This is a genomic window from Sphingomonas sp. CCH15-F11 (genome assembly GCF_001557005.1).
Classification (GTDB): Bacteria; Pseudomonadota; Alphaproteobacteria; order Sphingomonadales; family Sphingomonadaceae; genus Sphingomonas.
Window position 1 is genome coordinate 1 of record NZ_LSKG01000006.1, and the last position, 13707, is coordinate 13707.

The 13707-nt window shown below is 69.2% G+C and carries 15 protein-coding genes; 2 read left to right on the forward strand and 13 right to left on the reverse strand.

The window, feature by feature from the left end; all coding sequences use genetic code 11:
• The coding region (locus AX709_RS00780) for a lipopolysaccharide biosynthesis protein (RefSeq protein ID WP_066545733.1) at positions 1-1271 on the reverse strand (1271 nt) is incomplete at its 3' end.
• A gap of 92 nt (positions 1272-1363) precedes the next feature.
• Here AX709_RS00780 and AX709_RS00785 point away from each other — a divergent pair.
• Positions 1364-1900, forward strand: coding sequence for a GNAT family N-acetyltransferase (locus AX709_RS00785; RefSeq protein WP_066545734.1), 537 nt, complete (start codon positions 1364-1366; stop codon positions 1898-1900).
• Positions 1901-1929: 29 nt separating this feature from the next.
• Entirely contained in the window at positions 1930-3279 is a 1350-nt protein-coding gene (locus AX709_RS00790; protein ID WP_066545736.1) for a cytochrome P450, read from the forward strand.
• Positions 3280-3457: 178 nt separating this feature from the next.
• Here the strand turns inward: AX709_RS00790 and AX709_RS00795 are convergent, their stop codons facing one another.
• The 12 genes from AX709_RS00795 to AX709_RS00850 form a co-directional block, all read right to left on the reverse strand.
• Entirely contained in the window at positions 3458-4867 is a 1410-nt protein-coding gene (locus AX709_RS00795; RefSeq protein WP_066545747.1) for a UdgX family uracil-DNA binding protein, read from the reverse strand.
• Between the two features lie 11 nt (positions 4868-4878).
• Complete coding sequence (locus AX709_RS00800) at positions 4879-6126, reverse strand: putative DNA modification/repair radical SAM protein (protein WP_066545749.1); 1248 nt, start codon at positions 6124-6126, stop codon at positions 4879-4881.
• Between the two features lie 46 nt (positions 6127-6172).
• The gene (locus AX709_RS00805) at positions 6173-6694 is read right to left on the reverse strand and encodes a DUF2306 domain-containing protein (RefSeq protein ID WP_066545751.1); all 522 of its coding nucleotides are present in this window, start codon (positions 6692-6694) and stop codon (positions 6173-6175) included.
• 62 nt (positions 6695-6756) lie between these two features.
• Positions 6757-7158, reverse strand: coding sequence for a hypothetical protein (locus tag AX709_RS00810; protein ID WP_066481498.1), 402 nt, complete (start codon positions 7156-7158; stop codon positions 6757-6759).
• 39 nt (positions 7159-7197) lie between these two features.
• The gene (locus AX709_RS00815; RefSeq protein WP_066545758.1) at positions 7198-7734 is read right to left on the reverse strand and encodes a demethoxyubiquinone hydroxylase family protein; all 537 of its coding nucleotides are present in this window, start codon (positions 7732-7734) and stop codon (positions 7198-7200) included.
• Entirely contained in the window at positions 7731-8207 is a 477-nt protein-coding gene (locus AX709_RS00820; protein ID WP_066545761.1) for a disulfide bond formation protein B, read from the reverse strand. The genes AX709_RS00815 and AX709_RS00820 overlap by 4 nt, the downstream gene beginning before the upstream one ends.
• Positions 8208-8226: 19 nt before the next feature.
• Entirely contained in the window at positions 8227-9606 is a 1380-nt protein-coding gene (locus AX709_RS00825) for a S41 family peptidase (protein ID WP_066481492.1), read from the reverse strand.
• Between the two features lie 100 nt (positions 9607-9706).
• The gene (locus AX709_RS00830) at positions 9707-10903 is read right to left on the reverse strand and encodes a murein hydrolase activator EnvC family protein (protein ID WP_082731562.1); all 1197 of its coding nucleotides are present in this window, start codon (positions 10901-10903) and stop codon (positions 9707-9709) included.
• Between the two features lie 6 nt (positions 10904-10909).
• Positions 10910-11332, reverse strand: a complete 423-nt coding sequence (locus AX709_RS00835) for a 23S rRNA (pseudouridine(1915)-N(3))-methyltransferase RlmH (RefSeq protein WP_066545764.1) — start codon at positions 11330-11332, stop codon at positions 10910-10912.
• Positions 11333-11354: 22 nt separating this feature from the next.
• Positions 11355-11675: a ribosome silencing factor gene (gene rsfS / locus AX709_RS00840; RefSeq protein WP_066481486.1), complete on the reverse strand. Its 321-nt coding sequence runs from the start codon at positions 11673-11675 to the stop codon at positions 11355-11357.
• 77 nt (positions 11676-11752) lie between these two features.
• A complete protein-coding gene (locus tag AX709_RS00845; RefSeq protein ID WP_269450290.1) occupies positions 11753-12397 on the reverse strand; it encodes a nicotinate-nucleotide adenylyltransferase in 645 nt (214 codons plus the stop codon).
• A gap of 156 nt (positions 12398-12553) precedes the next feature.
• Positions 12554-13591 carry an aldo/keto reductase gene (locus AX709_RS00850; protein WP_066545769.1) on the reverse strand — a complete coding sequence of 346 codons (1038 nt, stop codon included), beginning with the start codon at positions 13589-13591 and terminating at the stop codon, positions 12554-12556.
• Positions 13592-13707 lie beyond the last annotated feature (116 nt).

Genomic DNA, 13707 nt, shown 5'->3' on the forward strand with positions numbered 1-13707 from the left:
GCGACCACCGATCCGGCCAACACACCGATACTCGCCCCCAACGCCCCCGCGCGCGGCAGCAGGGCGAAGGTCAGGCCAAGCTGAACGATCACCGCGACCATGCGGGCCGCCAGCGCCAGTCCCGCGCGATGCACCGCCATCAGCACTGGCTCGAACCCCACGACCGCGAGGTCGACGCACCCCGCTGCCGCCAACCAGAGCAGCAACACATAGGCGCCGGCATATTCCGGCCCGCCGACCAGGACGAGCACCGGCCGCCCCGCCAGCGCGACGAGCGCGAGGATCGCGACCGCTGCGATCGACGATGCCGCGAACACGCGGCCGAGCATCGCCGACAGCCGAGCGGGATCGGCGGCACGTGCAATCCGCACGACTTCGGGAAAGGCGGCGCGCGCGATCAGCTGGGACAATTTGGCGAGCGCGTTGGCCAGCTGCACCGCCAGCCGAAACGCGCCTGCCGCGGCCGGGCCGACATAGCCGCCGACCAGCAGCAGCGGCAGCTGCTTGGCTGACAGGCCCAGCGTCGCGTTGAGGTTGGTGCTGGCAACGAAGCGCAGCAGCCCCGGATTTTCAGCCGCCAGCCGTCCGGTCGGCGGCGGGCGGCGGAACAGCGCAAGGTCGCCGGTACGCGCCAGGATCCGCCAATAGGCCGCGGCCGTCGCCAGCTCGGCGAGTGCCCAGGCGATCAGGAAGCCGGTCACCGTCGGCATCGCGATTGCCGCCGCCAGCGCACCCGCAAAGCGCACCGCCGGCGTCACGCTGTCGGCCAGCGCCGACAGTGCAAAGCGGTCCTTCAGCCGCAGCAGGCCGAGCGGGGTGGCACGGATCGTCACCAGCTGCACCAGCGTGAAGGCGATCGTCGCCCCGGCCAACTCGGGCGTGATGCCCATGCGCGGGCCGAACGCCGCGACGATGCCGATCGCCACCGCCGCGCCCACTCCCGCGCTCAGGATGTCGAGCCCCAGACAGGCGCGCATCAGCCGAGCGAGCGCGGGCCGGTCGTCGCGGGCGAGATGGTCGACGCCATAGCGCACGATCACCTGCCATGTCTGGAAGCCGACCAGCACCGCGATCGTCTGGCCCGCCCCGACGATCAGCGCGAAACGCCCGAAGTCCGCGATGCCCAGCGTGCGTGCCGCCACCGCCAGATAGACGAGCGACAGCACCGCCAGCACGCCGCGGCTGGCGAGCAGCCAGCCAAGATTGCGCGCGACCGCGCGCGCGGCGGATGTCAGCGGCGCATCGGGGGCGGAGGGCGGCGGCAGAGCCATGATCGCCCCCGCCTATCCGCGCCGCCGGTTGCGGACAAGGGTCGCGGCGGGATCCTTGAGCTGCGGCACCAGATACGGGCATAGCGTGCGCCATGCCCATCGACACGCCCAGCCTGCGCATCGCCACCGCCGCCGACGTCGCCGCACTGCATCGGCTGGTCGAGGGCGCCTATCGCGGCGACAGCGCGCGGCGCGGCTGGACGCACGAAGCCGACCTGCTCGACGGCCAGCGCACCGATCCGCAGGTGCTGGCCGACATGATCGCCGACCCGCACCAGCGTGTGCTGCTCACCGAGGTCAACGGTGCGCTGATCGGCTGTGTCGGCGTGCGCTTCGAGCCGCCCGCGATCGGCTATCTCGGGATGCTGAGCGTCGATCCCGCGCACCAGGCGGCTGGGACCGGGCGTCAACTGATCGCCGCGGCGGAGGCGCTGGCGCGCGACATTTTCGGCGCGACGGTGATGGAGATGACGGTGATCCGCCAGCGCGGCGACCTGATCGCCTATTACGAGCGGCGCGGTTATCGGCTGACCGGCGAGACGCGCGCGTTTCCGCTCGACGACCCGAGCTTCGGCATTCCGCGCACCCGCGACCTCGTCTTTGTCGTGCTCGCGAAACCGCTCGCCTGAAGCCGGGGCGACGCAGTAGGGTCAAAGCCATGGAGTCGCCCGCGTTCGTGCCCGTCCACCCGCCGCGAACCGACCGGCTCGCGCCCGTCTGGGCGGCGTTTTTCGGCGAACGGTCGCGCAATTCGATCATGGGGTGGAGCCATGCCGCCTTCGACGGCTGGTATGTCCGCCGCCAGGTACTGGGGATGACCGTCCACATCCCCCGACACCCCGACATGATCGAACATGTGCTGCTCGGCAACGCCGCCAATTATACCAAGCCGCGCGTGGTCAAGCGGCTGATCGCGCCGCTGGTCGGCGAGGGGCTGCTGAGCGCCGACGGCGAGCTGTGGCGGACCCAGCGTCGCATCGTCGCGCCCACCTTTGCTCCCGGTGCGGTCGCGGCACTGACCCCGCTGATCGTTGCGGCGGCGCGCGCCGCGTCCGGCGGCTGGCCGGACACGGGCACGATCGACATCGCCCGCGCCGCGACCGACACGACGATGGCGATCATCGCCGATGCGTTGTTCTCGGGCGATCCGCGCCTCAAGACCGCGACCGCCAGCCGCCACATCTCGAACGCGCTCGAAGCCGCCGGGTCGGTGCGCCTCTCGGCGATCCTGGGGCTGCCGCAGATCGGCATCCGCCGCACGGTGCGGCTCGGCCAGCAGGGACGCGTCTTTCTGCGCGACACGCTGACCCGCATCGTGCGCGAACGCGGCCCTACCGGCGGCGACGATTTTCTGGGTCAGATGATCCGTGATCTCCATGCCCGTTTTCCGGCGACGCGCGCGACGATGCTGGCGATCGACAATGCCGCGACCTTCTATGTCGCCGGGCATGAGACGACGGCCAATGCGCTGACCTGGAGCGTCTATCTGCTCGCGGGCGACCCGGTGGCGCAGGCGCGCGCGCGGGCGGAGGCCGCCGATGCGCTGGCCGGCGATCCCGCGACCTTGCCCGACCGGCTGCCCTATCTGCGCCGCGTGCTGGACGAGGCGCTACGGCTCTATCCCCCCGCGCCGCGCTTCGACCGCGAGGCGGTGGCGGCCGACCGGCTGGGCGACCATGCGGTCGCGCCGGGCGACATCGTGTCGGTCTGGCCCTGGCTGATCCACCGTCACCGCCGGCTGTGGGAGGCGCCCGACCATTTCGATCCGGATCGCTTCGCCCCTGAGCGCGCGGAGGGCCGGCACCGCTTCCAGTATCTGCCCTTCGGCGCGGGTCCGCGCACCTGTGTGGGGATGCGCTTCGCCATCGTCGAGGCGCTGGTGATCCTGGCGCACTGGCTCGCCGCCTATCGCTTCGCGCTTGATCCCGCCCACCCGGTCGAACCGGTCGGCACGGTGACGCTACGCCCCGCCAATGGCCTGATGCTGCGCGTGGAGACGGTGGGCTAGCGGCCGGGGCCATATACGAAGGTCAATGCCCTGGCTCCGCCGTCACCCCGGCCTTGTGCCGGGGTCCACGTGGCCAAATGTCGCAACCGTCGGGACTGAGCGTCCCGGTGGACCCCGGCACAAGGCCGGGGTGACAATGATTTCGACGGCGGCGTCGGTGAATCTCGATCGTCCCCCCTTACCCCGCCGCAATTGCCCGTGCCGCGGCCAGATCGCGCACGAACGCGGCATATTCCGCGTCCGCACGCGCGCGATCGTCAATGCGCAGCAGGAAGCTCGGGTGGATCGTGATGAAGCCCGCCATGCCGCTCGCCAGCACAATCTGGCGTCCGCGCTCGCGTCCGATCGTCACCGCCCTGCCGGTCAGCGATCGCGCGGCGCTCGCGCCCAGTGCAACGATCAGGCGGGGCTGGACCAGCGCGATTTCCTGGTCGATCCACCAGCGGCACGCCTCGATCTCGCCCGCATCGGGCTTGGCATGGATGCGCCGCTTGCCGCGCGGCTCGAACTTGAAGTGCTTGACGGCGTTGGTGACATAGGTCTCCGCCCGCTCGATCCCGGCCTCTGCCAGCGCGCGGTCGAGCATCTGGCCCGCCGGACCCACGAACGGCCGACCGGCCAGGTCCTCCTGATCGCCGGGCTGTTCACCGACCAGCATCAGGCGGGCATCGCGCGGCCCTTCGCCGAACACCATCTGGGTCGCCGGCTGCCACAGCGGACAGCGGCGGCACGCGTCGGCCTCGGCACGCAGCAGCGACCACGGATCGCCATTGCCGGGCGCATCGGCGGGGCGGGCGGTCGTCGCGTCTGGGGAAGCCTCGATCATGGCATGCTCACGCTGGCGGGCCTCGGCGATCAGCCCCTTCACCAACGCGGTTTCCGGCATATTGTGCCAGTATTTACGCGGCATCTCCTTCATCATCGCGCCGATCTTCACGCGCGCGGGGTTGAACGTCGCGGCATAATAGGTCTTCCACGCCGCCTCGACCGGATCGTCGTCGGGTGCATCGCCGCGCGTCGCGCCCGGCCCTTCGCGCAGCGCGCGCGTGTCCCAGTCGATCGTGATTTCCGGCGTCAGGATCGTCCATCGCATCGTGTTGAACCGATCGACGAAGAAGCGCGCATTGTGACGGACGATGTGATGTTCGGGCTCGAACCAAGCGACGTAGCGTTCACCCTGATCGTCGACGAGCTGGCGAAAGCGGACAAAGGCCCGCATCTTGTGAATGTCGCGCCTCACGCCCTGCGCCATGCGCTCCAGCGTGCGCAGCGCCGGGTCGGCCCGGTCCTCGATCAGGCCAGGCTGTTCGGACAAGCGGATCAGCATCGCATAGAGCAGCGCGAAGCGTTCGGGCGCGGCGTGCATGACGACCGAGCGCGCGAGATCAAGGAAGCGGCGCGACACGCGCAACGCATCCGGCGCGATGCGCGCCGCGGGCAGCGCGGCATCGGCGGCAAACAGGTCGCCTGCCGCGTCACCCACGCGCCATGCCACCTCGCCCGGCGCAACGCCGGCCAGGGCGAGCGTGCGCGCGGCATGGCGCCAGCCGTCGAAATCATCGGGTGCGTCAAGGGTGATCTGATGCACGGCGCGCGTCTTCAGGCGGCGAACAGCTCGAGCTGACGCGTCGCCGCAGGCGGCGTTCGCGGCTGCAACGCGCGGTCGGCCAGCGCGACCGGCCGCCAATCCTCCGCGATCAGAAACGGGCGGACGCGTGCGACCGACACGGTCAGGCGCGCGACATCGTCCAGCCGCAACCGCCGCCAGCGCCGCGCGGTCACGATCGCGTTCACCGCCTTCACCCCCAGCCCCGGCACGCGCAGCAGAGCCTCGCGCGGGGCGCGGTTGACATCGACCGGAAACCAGTCGCGAAACTTGAGCGCCCAGGCGAGCTTGGGATCGATATCGAGCGGCAGCATTCCGGTCGCCCCGTCCGCCGCATCGGCCACTTCGCGCGGCTGAAATCCATAGAAGCGCATCAGCCAGTCGGACTGATACAGCCGGTGCTCGCGCATCAGCGGCGGACGCTGGAGCGGCAGCACCGCGCTTGCATCCGGGATTGGGCTGAATGCCGAATAATAGACGCGACGCAACGCAAAGCGGTCGTACAGCGACGCGGCCTTGCCGACGATGTCGCGATCGGTCGCCGCATCCGCCCCGATGATCATCTGGGTCGACTGGCCACCCGGCGCGAAGCGGGGCGCATGCCGGTAGCGCTTGCGCGCGTCGCGATGGTCGACGATCGCGTCGCGCATGTCGTGCATCGCGCCCTCGATCCGCGTGACGGATTTTTCGGGCGCCAGCCGGGCGAGCCCGCCTGCCGTCGGCAGCTCGACGTTGATCGATACCCGGTCGGCATGCCGCCCCGCCGCAGCGACCAATTCAGGGTCGGCGTCCGGGATCGTCTTCAAATGGATATAGCCGCGGAAATCATGGTCCTCGCGCAGCGACCGCGCGACCTCTACCAGCTGCTCCATCGTGTAATCGGAGGTGCGGATGATGCCCGAGGACAGGAACAGCCCCTCGATATAATTGCGCTTGTAGAAATCGAGGGTCAGGTCGACGACCTCGCGCGCGGTGAAGCGGGCGCGCCGCACGTTCGAGCTTTTGCGATTGATGCAATAATGACAGTCGAAGATGCAGCTGTTGGTCAGCAGGATCTTGAGCAGGCTGATGCAGCGGCCGTCCGGCGCATAAGCGTGGCAGATGCCCATGCCTTCGGTCGAGCCCAGCCCCCTGCCCCCGCGCGAATTGCGCTTGGCCGTGCCGGAGGATGCGCAGGACGCATCATATTTGGCCGCGTCGGCCAGGATTTCGAGCTTCTGCCGGATGTCGAGCTGCGCCATGCGTTCCTTTTATGTTCGCATCGCGCGCCTGTCGAGCACGAAGCGATCAACCGAACAACCACTGACCGAGCAAACGGTTGAACGGAAAGGTGAAAAAACCGGCGATCAAGAGCGCGCCGGTTACCATCGAACGGACCGCGCGGCGGTGGCGCGCGACGCGGTGGGTACGCGCCGTCCACCAGATCAGCGGTGCCTGGATCAACGTCCAGGCCGACAGCGCGTGGATGAAGCTGAACCGCCCGTCATTAGCGTCGCGAATCCCGAAGCTGATCAGCGCCGTCGCGTTCAGCGCGACGACCCATATCCGCCCGAGCCAGCGATGCCGCTGGTCCCCGCGCCGGCCGAGCAGCATCAGCGGGGTCAGCCCCAGGGCGACCAGGATCGTCCCCAGATGCAGCCACACGAACGGCGGCACCCGGCCCCACTGGGTGGCACCGCGAGCGAGCGCGACCAGCACCGCCGCCAGCAGCACCAGCGCCGCGATCGCCAGAAATTTTTCGTAACCGTCTGCCGCCAGCGGCCGGGCGCGGTTCGCCCCGAACGGCTGTGCATTCGCCTGTGTCGCCATGATCGTCCCCCCGACGATGTTGCCCCGTGGCGAAGCCTATGCCGGGTGCAGGCGAAGCGCAATCACGGCAGCGGGATGTTCGATTCCGCCTTCTTGCGCGCGCGGCGCTCGGCGCGATAGGCATCGGCGCGCTCGCCATAGCATCCCGTCGCCCCGCCCAGCCCGACCGCCGAGCAGCTGCCGATGCCGGCCTCGGTCGCCTCGACGCCAGTTTCCTGCTGCTGCGCCCAGCTTTCGTTCTCCGGCGTCACCTCGAACTCGCGCAACTCCTTGGGGATGCGGAAACGCTCGGCCTCGTCGCGGCGGACGCAGACATAGATTTCCTGGCCCGCATCGTTCGTCGGGCACTTGTCATCGCCATAGATCACCAGCGTACCGCCGCGCACCTGCGCATGGGCCGGCGCGGCCAGCGGTGGCACCGCCATCATGCCGGCGAGGAGCAGCGAATTGACGATCAGCTTCATGGTCTACTCCTCGAACGCGCCGGCCAGTGTCCGACGATGTCAGATACGTTTGGATACCGCAATCGCGGCACGACATCCCGCCCGGATTACGGCGGACAGCACCGGATAGCCGGGGGTGCGTTCGGCGCCCGCCTGAAGCGCGGCCTCCTTGTGCTCCAGCTCCTCGTCGCGGAACGCCGCGACGGCGGCGGCGAGCTCGGGATCGGTATCGCCGATCTGGTCGAGCTGTTCGCGGTAATGCGCGTCGATCTCGGTCTCGACCGCGACCGTGCAGGCCATCGCGGCCTCCGGCCCGATCGCGGCGGTCACCACGCCCAGCGCATATCCCGCCACGTCCCACACCGGCTGCAACAGCGTCGGCCGCACGCCGCGCTCGGCGATCAGCCGGTCGAAAAAGGCGCGGTGACGCTCTTCCTGGCTTGCCATGCCGGCGATCTCGCGCGCGGCGGGGTGGCGTTCGCCCATCACCGCCAGCTGCCCGGCATAGATGCGGGTCGCGCCATATTCCCCCGCCTGGTTGACGCGGATCATCGCGGCGACATCGATACCGCGGTCGCCCGGCTTTGCGGCGTTCATCCCCGTCTCCTTTGTCGCAACAACATCCATATGGCGATCGCGCCGCCCAGCGAAAAGAGGGCGTTGAATCCCGCCAGCGAGATTCCGAAAAGCGTCCATTGCGGCGCGTCGCAACGCACCAGCGGCGCGTTGAGGATCGCGGTCAGCGTGTCCTGACCCGGCGTGAAGCTGGCCGTGCAGGCGGTGATCCCTTCCCACCAGTGATATTCGACCCCCGCGTGGAAAATGCCGATCGCACCGCTGATCGCGATCCCGACCGCCGCCAGCGCGACCAACGCCCGCCTGTTGACCCGGCCGGGAACGGCATAGGCCATCGCGGCGAGCACGATGGCGGCATAATGCGGCCAGCGTTGCCAATGGCACATCTCGCACGGATACAGGCCACCCAGATATTGCGAGCCGAGCGCGCCCGCCATCAGGGCAAGCGGCAACAGGAGCGCGAGCGTGCGCGCGGGGGCCAGACCGTCCGTCATTGCGTTGATCGCGCGGGGATCAGCGCGTCCCCGCCTTTGCCTTGGCCGCGGGCTTGGCCGCCGGCTTGACCGGGGCCTTGGCCGGCGCCGCGGCAAGCGCGGTCTTCGGGCCGAGCCGGCTCACCGACTGAAGCGCATAGTGCAGCTGGAAATCCTTGATGCCCTGCTTTTCGAGTTGATCGGGCGTCGCGCTGAACCGCGGATCGTCCTTGGCGTCTTCCTCCAGCACCTTGTTGTCGACCTTGGCCTCGTTGATCAGGTGACGGCGCAGGTCCGCCTCGCGGAACACCGGGCGCGACTTATAATCCGGATCGGACAGCTGCGGCACGACCAGATCGGGCTCGATTCCGCCCTCCTGCACCGACCGCCCCGACGGGGTGTAGTAGCGCGCGGTGGTGAGCCGCAGCGCGGTTTGCGGGCCCAGCTGCTGCAGCGTCTGGACCGACCCCTTGCCGAAGGTGCGCTCGCCCATCACGACGCCGCGGTGATGATCCTGGATCGCACCCGCGACGATTTCGGACGCCGAAGCGGTGCCCGCATCGACCAGCACGACCACCGGCAACCCGCCGGTCAGGTCGCCGGGCTCGGCATAGAAACGTTCGATGTCGTTCTTCTCGCGCCCGCGCTGCGACACGATCTCGCCATGATCCAGGAACGCGTCGGAAACCTCGATCGCCTGGCTCAGCAGCCCGCCGCCATTGTCGCGCAGGTCGATGACATAGCCGAGCGGCTTCCGGCCCAGCGACTTCTCGATCGCCAGGATCGCGGCGCGCGTATCGGCGCCCGTGGACGCGGAGAAAGTGTTGATGTTGATGACGCCGACATTGTCCTTCACTTCCCACTTCACGGGCTTCTGGACGATGATCTCGCGCACCATCGAGACTTCGATCGGCTTGTCCTGTCCGGCGCGGACCAGCGTCAGCGACACCTTCGTCCCGGGGGGGCCGCGCATCTCGCCGATCGCTGCGTCCAGCGTTTCGCCGAAGATCAGCTTGCCGTTGATGTGGGTGATGTAATCGCCCGCCTTCACGCCCGCGCGGAACGCCGGCGTGTCCTCGGTCGGCGAGATGACCTTTACCGCGCCGTCCTCCTGCGTGACCGTCAGCCCCAGCCCGCCATAATTGCCCTCGGTCTGGATGCGGAGATTCTCGAAATCGAGCGCATCGACATAGGAGCTGTGCGGATCCAGCGCAGCCAGCATCCCCTGGATCGCGCCCTTCATCAGCGTCTTGTCGTCGACCTTGTCGACATAGCTCGACTTGACGCGGCTATAGACGTCCATGAACGCGTCGAGCTCGCGGAAACTGTCGGTATCGACCTGCGCCATCGCGCTGGTCGCCACCGGAACCAGCGCGAGCGCGCCGACGATCGCGGTTGCCTGAAGAAGCGGGCGGAACATGGCGATGACTTTCAACCTGTTGGCGTGACGGCGCACGATAGCGCCATTCATCCCGCCTAGCAAAGGCGCGTGATGCTGAACACAGGCTGAAAACCGCGCCTCAACCGACCAGTGCCGCGACATCGACCGGCACGCCGTTGCGGCGCAGCTCCAGCATGATCCGGCCGTCGTCGCGCGCGCCCGCCCGGCCGACCGCCGCCCCCGCCCCGACATGATCGCCGCGCGCGACGTCGATCGCGTCCATTCCCGCGATCAGCGTCGTCCAGCCCGATCCGTGATCGAGGATGACGATGCGGCCATAGCTCCGGAACGGGCCGGCGAAGATCACCTGGCCGGCGGCGGGTGCGACGACGCCCGCACCCGGCGCAACCGCCAGCGTCAAACCGCGCGCGCGCACCCCGGCATCGGAGGCCGCACCCAGCCCGCCGACGACGCGGCCGACAACAGGCAAGCGATAGACGCCGCGTTCGACGGCGCCCGGATCGCCCTCCCCTGCCTGCCGCGGCCGGGGCAGCGGGCCCGCGAGCGCGCTCAGGTCGGCCGCGATCTCGCCCGCGGACCGGGTTTCGTCGATCGTTTCGACCAGCTCGCGTGCTTCCTCGGCCAGCGCAAGCGCGCGATCCGATTCGCGCAGCGCGCTTTGCGCCAGGCGGCGCGATCGCAGCCGCTGCTCGGCCTCCAGCGCGACCAGTTCCAGCCGCCGCGCGTCGAGCCGGTCGCGGCTGGCGGTCAGCGCCGCGACGGCGCGCCCGGCATCGCCGCGCAGCCGGCGCACCTGTTCGACCTCGCGACGGACATCGGCGCTGCGCGCGGCGATGACCGGGGTCACCGTGCCCAGCACCGCGCGGACATGGACGATGTCGCTCGTCGACCCCGGCTGCGCGATGCTGAGCACGCTGGGGCGGCTGGCGAGCGATTGCAGCGCGGCGACCAGCCGCACGATCACGCCCTGCCGATCCGCCAGCCGGTCGCGCGCATCCGCCAAAGCGCGTTCGACCAGCACGATCCGCGCGCGCCCGGCGGCGATGTCGGCCTGTGCAGCACGGATCCGCGCCTCGGTTGCGGCCTGGCGCGCGGCGGCGGCGCGGGCCCCGTCGCGGGCTGCGGCGGCCAACCGGTCGAGCTCGCGTGCGCGTGCATCGGCGGCGGCGGCTTGCGCCTTGGCGGTGCGCAGCCGGTCGCGCTGGGCATCGAGCGACGGCCCCGCCACCGGCGGCTGGGTCGCGAGCGCGAGACCCGCCGCGCCGGTCGCGGTGGCGGCGATGGCAAGGCAGGACAGGGCGACGAGGCGGCGCATCACGCGTCAGCCTTCGCGATGATAAGGGTGGTTGGCAAGGATGCTGACCGCGCGCCACAGTTGTTCGGCCAGCATCGCGCGCGCCATCAAATGCGGCCAGGTCAGGCGGCCGAAGGAGAGGAGCAGATCTGCGTCGGCCCGCGCGGCATCGTCGAAACCGTCGGCCGCGCCGAGCATGAACCGCGTTTCGCGCACACCCGCGTCGCGCCAGTCGCCCAATCGCTGCGCCAGGTCGCGCGAGGGCAGGTTCACGCCCTTTTCATCGAGCCGGACGAGGCGGCTGTTCGCCTCGCGCGGCGGCGGTCGCCCCCCGGTGTCGGGCAATTCGGTGACCCGCACGGGCCAGGTGACGCGCTTCAGATAGCGGTCGACCAGCTCGGCCTCCGGCCCGCGCCCGATGCGCCCGCGCGCGACGATGTGCAGCAGCACGGCGGGCAGTGCCGGGCGCGGGTCAGGCGGTGCCGGCGACCGGCGTCGTGTCCCCAAACGCCCACATCCGCTCGAGATTATAGAAGCTGCGCACTTCCGGGCGGAACAGATGGACGATGACGTCGCCCGCATCGATCAGCACCCAATCGGCGGTCGGCAGCCCTTCGACGCGGGCCGACCGGCCGAACTGCGCCTTGATCTTCTCGGCGAGCTTGGTCGCCATCGACGCGACCTGGCGCGTCGACTTGCCCGACGCGATCACCATGTAATCGGCGATGCTCGATTTGCCCGCGAGCGGGATCGACACGGTTTCGACCGCCTGGTCATCGTCGAGCGACGACATCACGAGTTGATGCAGCGCCGCGACCGGGTCGGGGTCGGACGAGGGGGACGCCTGAACGGGTATAGCCAAGGGAGCTCCTAGGGTTGGGATGATCGCGTGCCGGATGTTGGGGACGGCAAAAATTGCCGGTGCCAGGCGGGATCCGCGGCACGAAGCCGGGTCGCGGAAGTCGGATCAGGGCGGAAGCGCAACAGCACGAGTGCCGGCAATCTCCAACGCGTCCAATGCTTTGCCTGGCCTGCGGGCCGCACGGAGCGCCGCAGCCAACCCATCGCAACACCTGCATGGGCATCCGCATCATAGCCTGGCCGCGCGATTACCGCAATCGGAACCTGTCGCGCGATATCGCGCCAGCCCCGCCATTCGTGGAAATGGACCAGATTGTCCGCGCCCATCAGCCAGATGAAGCGATGGCGCGGGTAAAGTCCCGGCAGCTTGTCGAGCGTGTCGACGGTATAGCGGGTCTTCAGCCGCCGCTCGATCGCACTGACCCGGATCGGCGCGTGGCGCGCCATCCGCCGCGCCGACGCCAGCCGCGCCTCGAACGGCGCCATGTCGCTGACCCCCGATTTCAACGGATTGCCGGGCGAAACGAGCCACCACACCTCGTCCAGACCCAGCGCCCGCAGCGCGTGGAGCGACAGGTTGCGGTGGCCGCGATGCGCGGGATTGAACGACCCGCCCAGCAATCCGATGCGCTTCATCGCCCGCCGGGATGCCAGTGCGCGTGCGCGCGCGCAAGAAGAGGTGCATTACCAAGGAAAGGTGAACCGTCACCCCGGCCTTGCGCAGGGGTCCCGCTCCTCTTCTGCAAGCACGGAAAAGCGGGACCCCGGGTCAAGCCCGGGGTGACGACCGAATTGTCGACGACGCCCGCCTTACGCCCCATGCGGGGGCTGGGCGAGCATTTCGGCGCGGTAGCGGCCCTGCATGGTGAACATCCAGCCGGGATATTCGGGCGGCAGCGCGCTCACCGCGTCGAGCGCCGCCAGTTCGTCGCGCGTCAGCTCCAGCGTCGCGGCGGCCAGATTATCGTCAAGCTGGTCGACGCGCTTCGCCCCCATGATGACGGTGGTCACGACCGGCTGATGGAGCAGCCAGGCGAGCGCGACCTGCGCGATCGAGCGGCCATGCGCGTCGGCAATCGGCGCCATCGCCTCGACGACGCGGTCGGCCCGGGTCTTGTCGAGCGGAGGAAAATCGAAATTGACCCGCCGGCCCTCGGCTTCGGCCCCGCGATATTTGCCGGACAGATAGCCGCCCGACAACGGGCTCCACACCATCAGCCCGACTTGTTCCGAACGCAGCATCGGCACGATCTCGCGCTCCAGGTCGCGGCCGCCGATGGTGTAATAGGCCTGGAGCGTCTCGAAGCGGGCAAGGCCCTGCCGCTCGGAAATGCCCAGCGCCTTCATCACCTGCCACGCCGCCCAGTTGGAGACGCCGATATAGCGGACATGCCCGTGCTGGACGAGCGTATCGAGCGCGCGCAGCTGCTCTTCGATCGGGGTGACCGGGTCCCAGCCGTGAATCTGGTACAGGTCGATATAGTCGGTATCGAGCCGCTTCAGGCTCTGCTTGACCTGTTCCATGATGTGCGCGCGCGACGCGCCGCGGCCGTTGGGGCCATCGCCCATCTGGCCGAACACCTTGGTCGCCAGGACGACCTCGTCGCGCTTCAGGCCAAGGTTGCGGATTGCGCGGCCGGTGATCTCTTCCGACACACCCGCCGAATAGACATTGGCGGTGTCGATGAAATTCACCCCGGCATCGACCGCCCGTCGCACCAGCGCGTCGGCGTCATCCTGCTGGAGATTGCCGATCGGCTCCCAGAAACCGCCCCCGCCAAAGGTCATGGTGCCAAGGCAGAGTTCGGAAACGAACAGGCCGGTATTGCCGAGACGATTGTAGCGCATGGGTGATGCTCCCGCGAAAAGAGGTCCAGGAATCAAGATTCGAGCTGGAGGAACGGGCCGGGCGGCCCGACCAAAAGATGGGGATCGCGGCGGCCGCTCGCAAGGCGGCGTACCTG

Coding starts and splice junctions, on each gene's coding strand:
- AX709_RS00785 (WP_066545734.1), top strand. CDS start 1,364: ATGCCCATCGACACGCCCAGCCTGCGCATCGCCACCGCCGCCGACGTC.
- AX709_RS00790 (WP_066545736.1), top strand. CDS start 1,930: ATGGAGTCGCCCGCGTTCGTGCCCGTCCACCCGCCGCGAACCGACCGG.
- AX709_RS00800 (WP_066545749.1), bottom strand. CDS start 6,126: ATGGCGCAGCTCGACATCCGGCAGAAGCTCGAAATCCTGGCCGACGCG.
- AX709_RS00805 (WP_066545751.1), bottom strand. CDS start 6,694: ATGGCGACACAGGCGAATGCACAGCCGTTCGGGGCGAACCGCGCCCGG.
- AX709_RS00810 (WP_066481498.1), bottom strand. CDS start 7,158: ATGAAGCTGATCGTCAATTCGCTGCTCCTCGCCGGCATGATGGCGGTG.
- AX709_RS00815 (WP_066545758.1), bottom strand. CDS start 7,734: ATGAACGCCGCAAAGCCGGGCGACCGCGGTATCGATGTCGCCGCGATG.
- AX709_RS00820 (WP_066545761.1), bottom strand. CDS start 8,207: ATGACGGACGGTCTGGCCCCCGCGCGCACGCTCGCGCTCCTGTTGCCG.
- AX709_RS00825 (WP_066481492.1), bottom strand. CDS start 9,606: ATGTTCCGCCCGCTTCTTCAGGCAACCGCGATCGTCGGCGCGCTCGCG.
- AX709_RS00830 (WP_082731562.1), bottom strand. CDS start 10,903: ATGCGCCGCCTCGTCGCCCTGTCCTGCCTTGCCATCGCCGCCACCGCG.
- rsfS (WP_066481486.1), bottom strand. CDS start 11,675: ATGTCGTCGCTCGACGATGACCAGGCGGTCGAAACCGTGTCGATCCCG.
- AX709_RS00850 (WP_066545769.1), bottom strand. CDS start 13,591: ATGCGCTACAATCGTCTCGGCAATACCGGCCTGTTCGTTTCCGAACTC.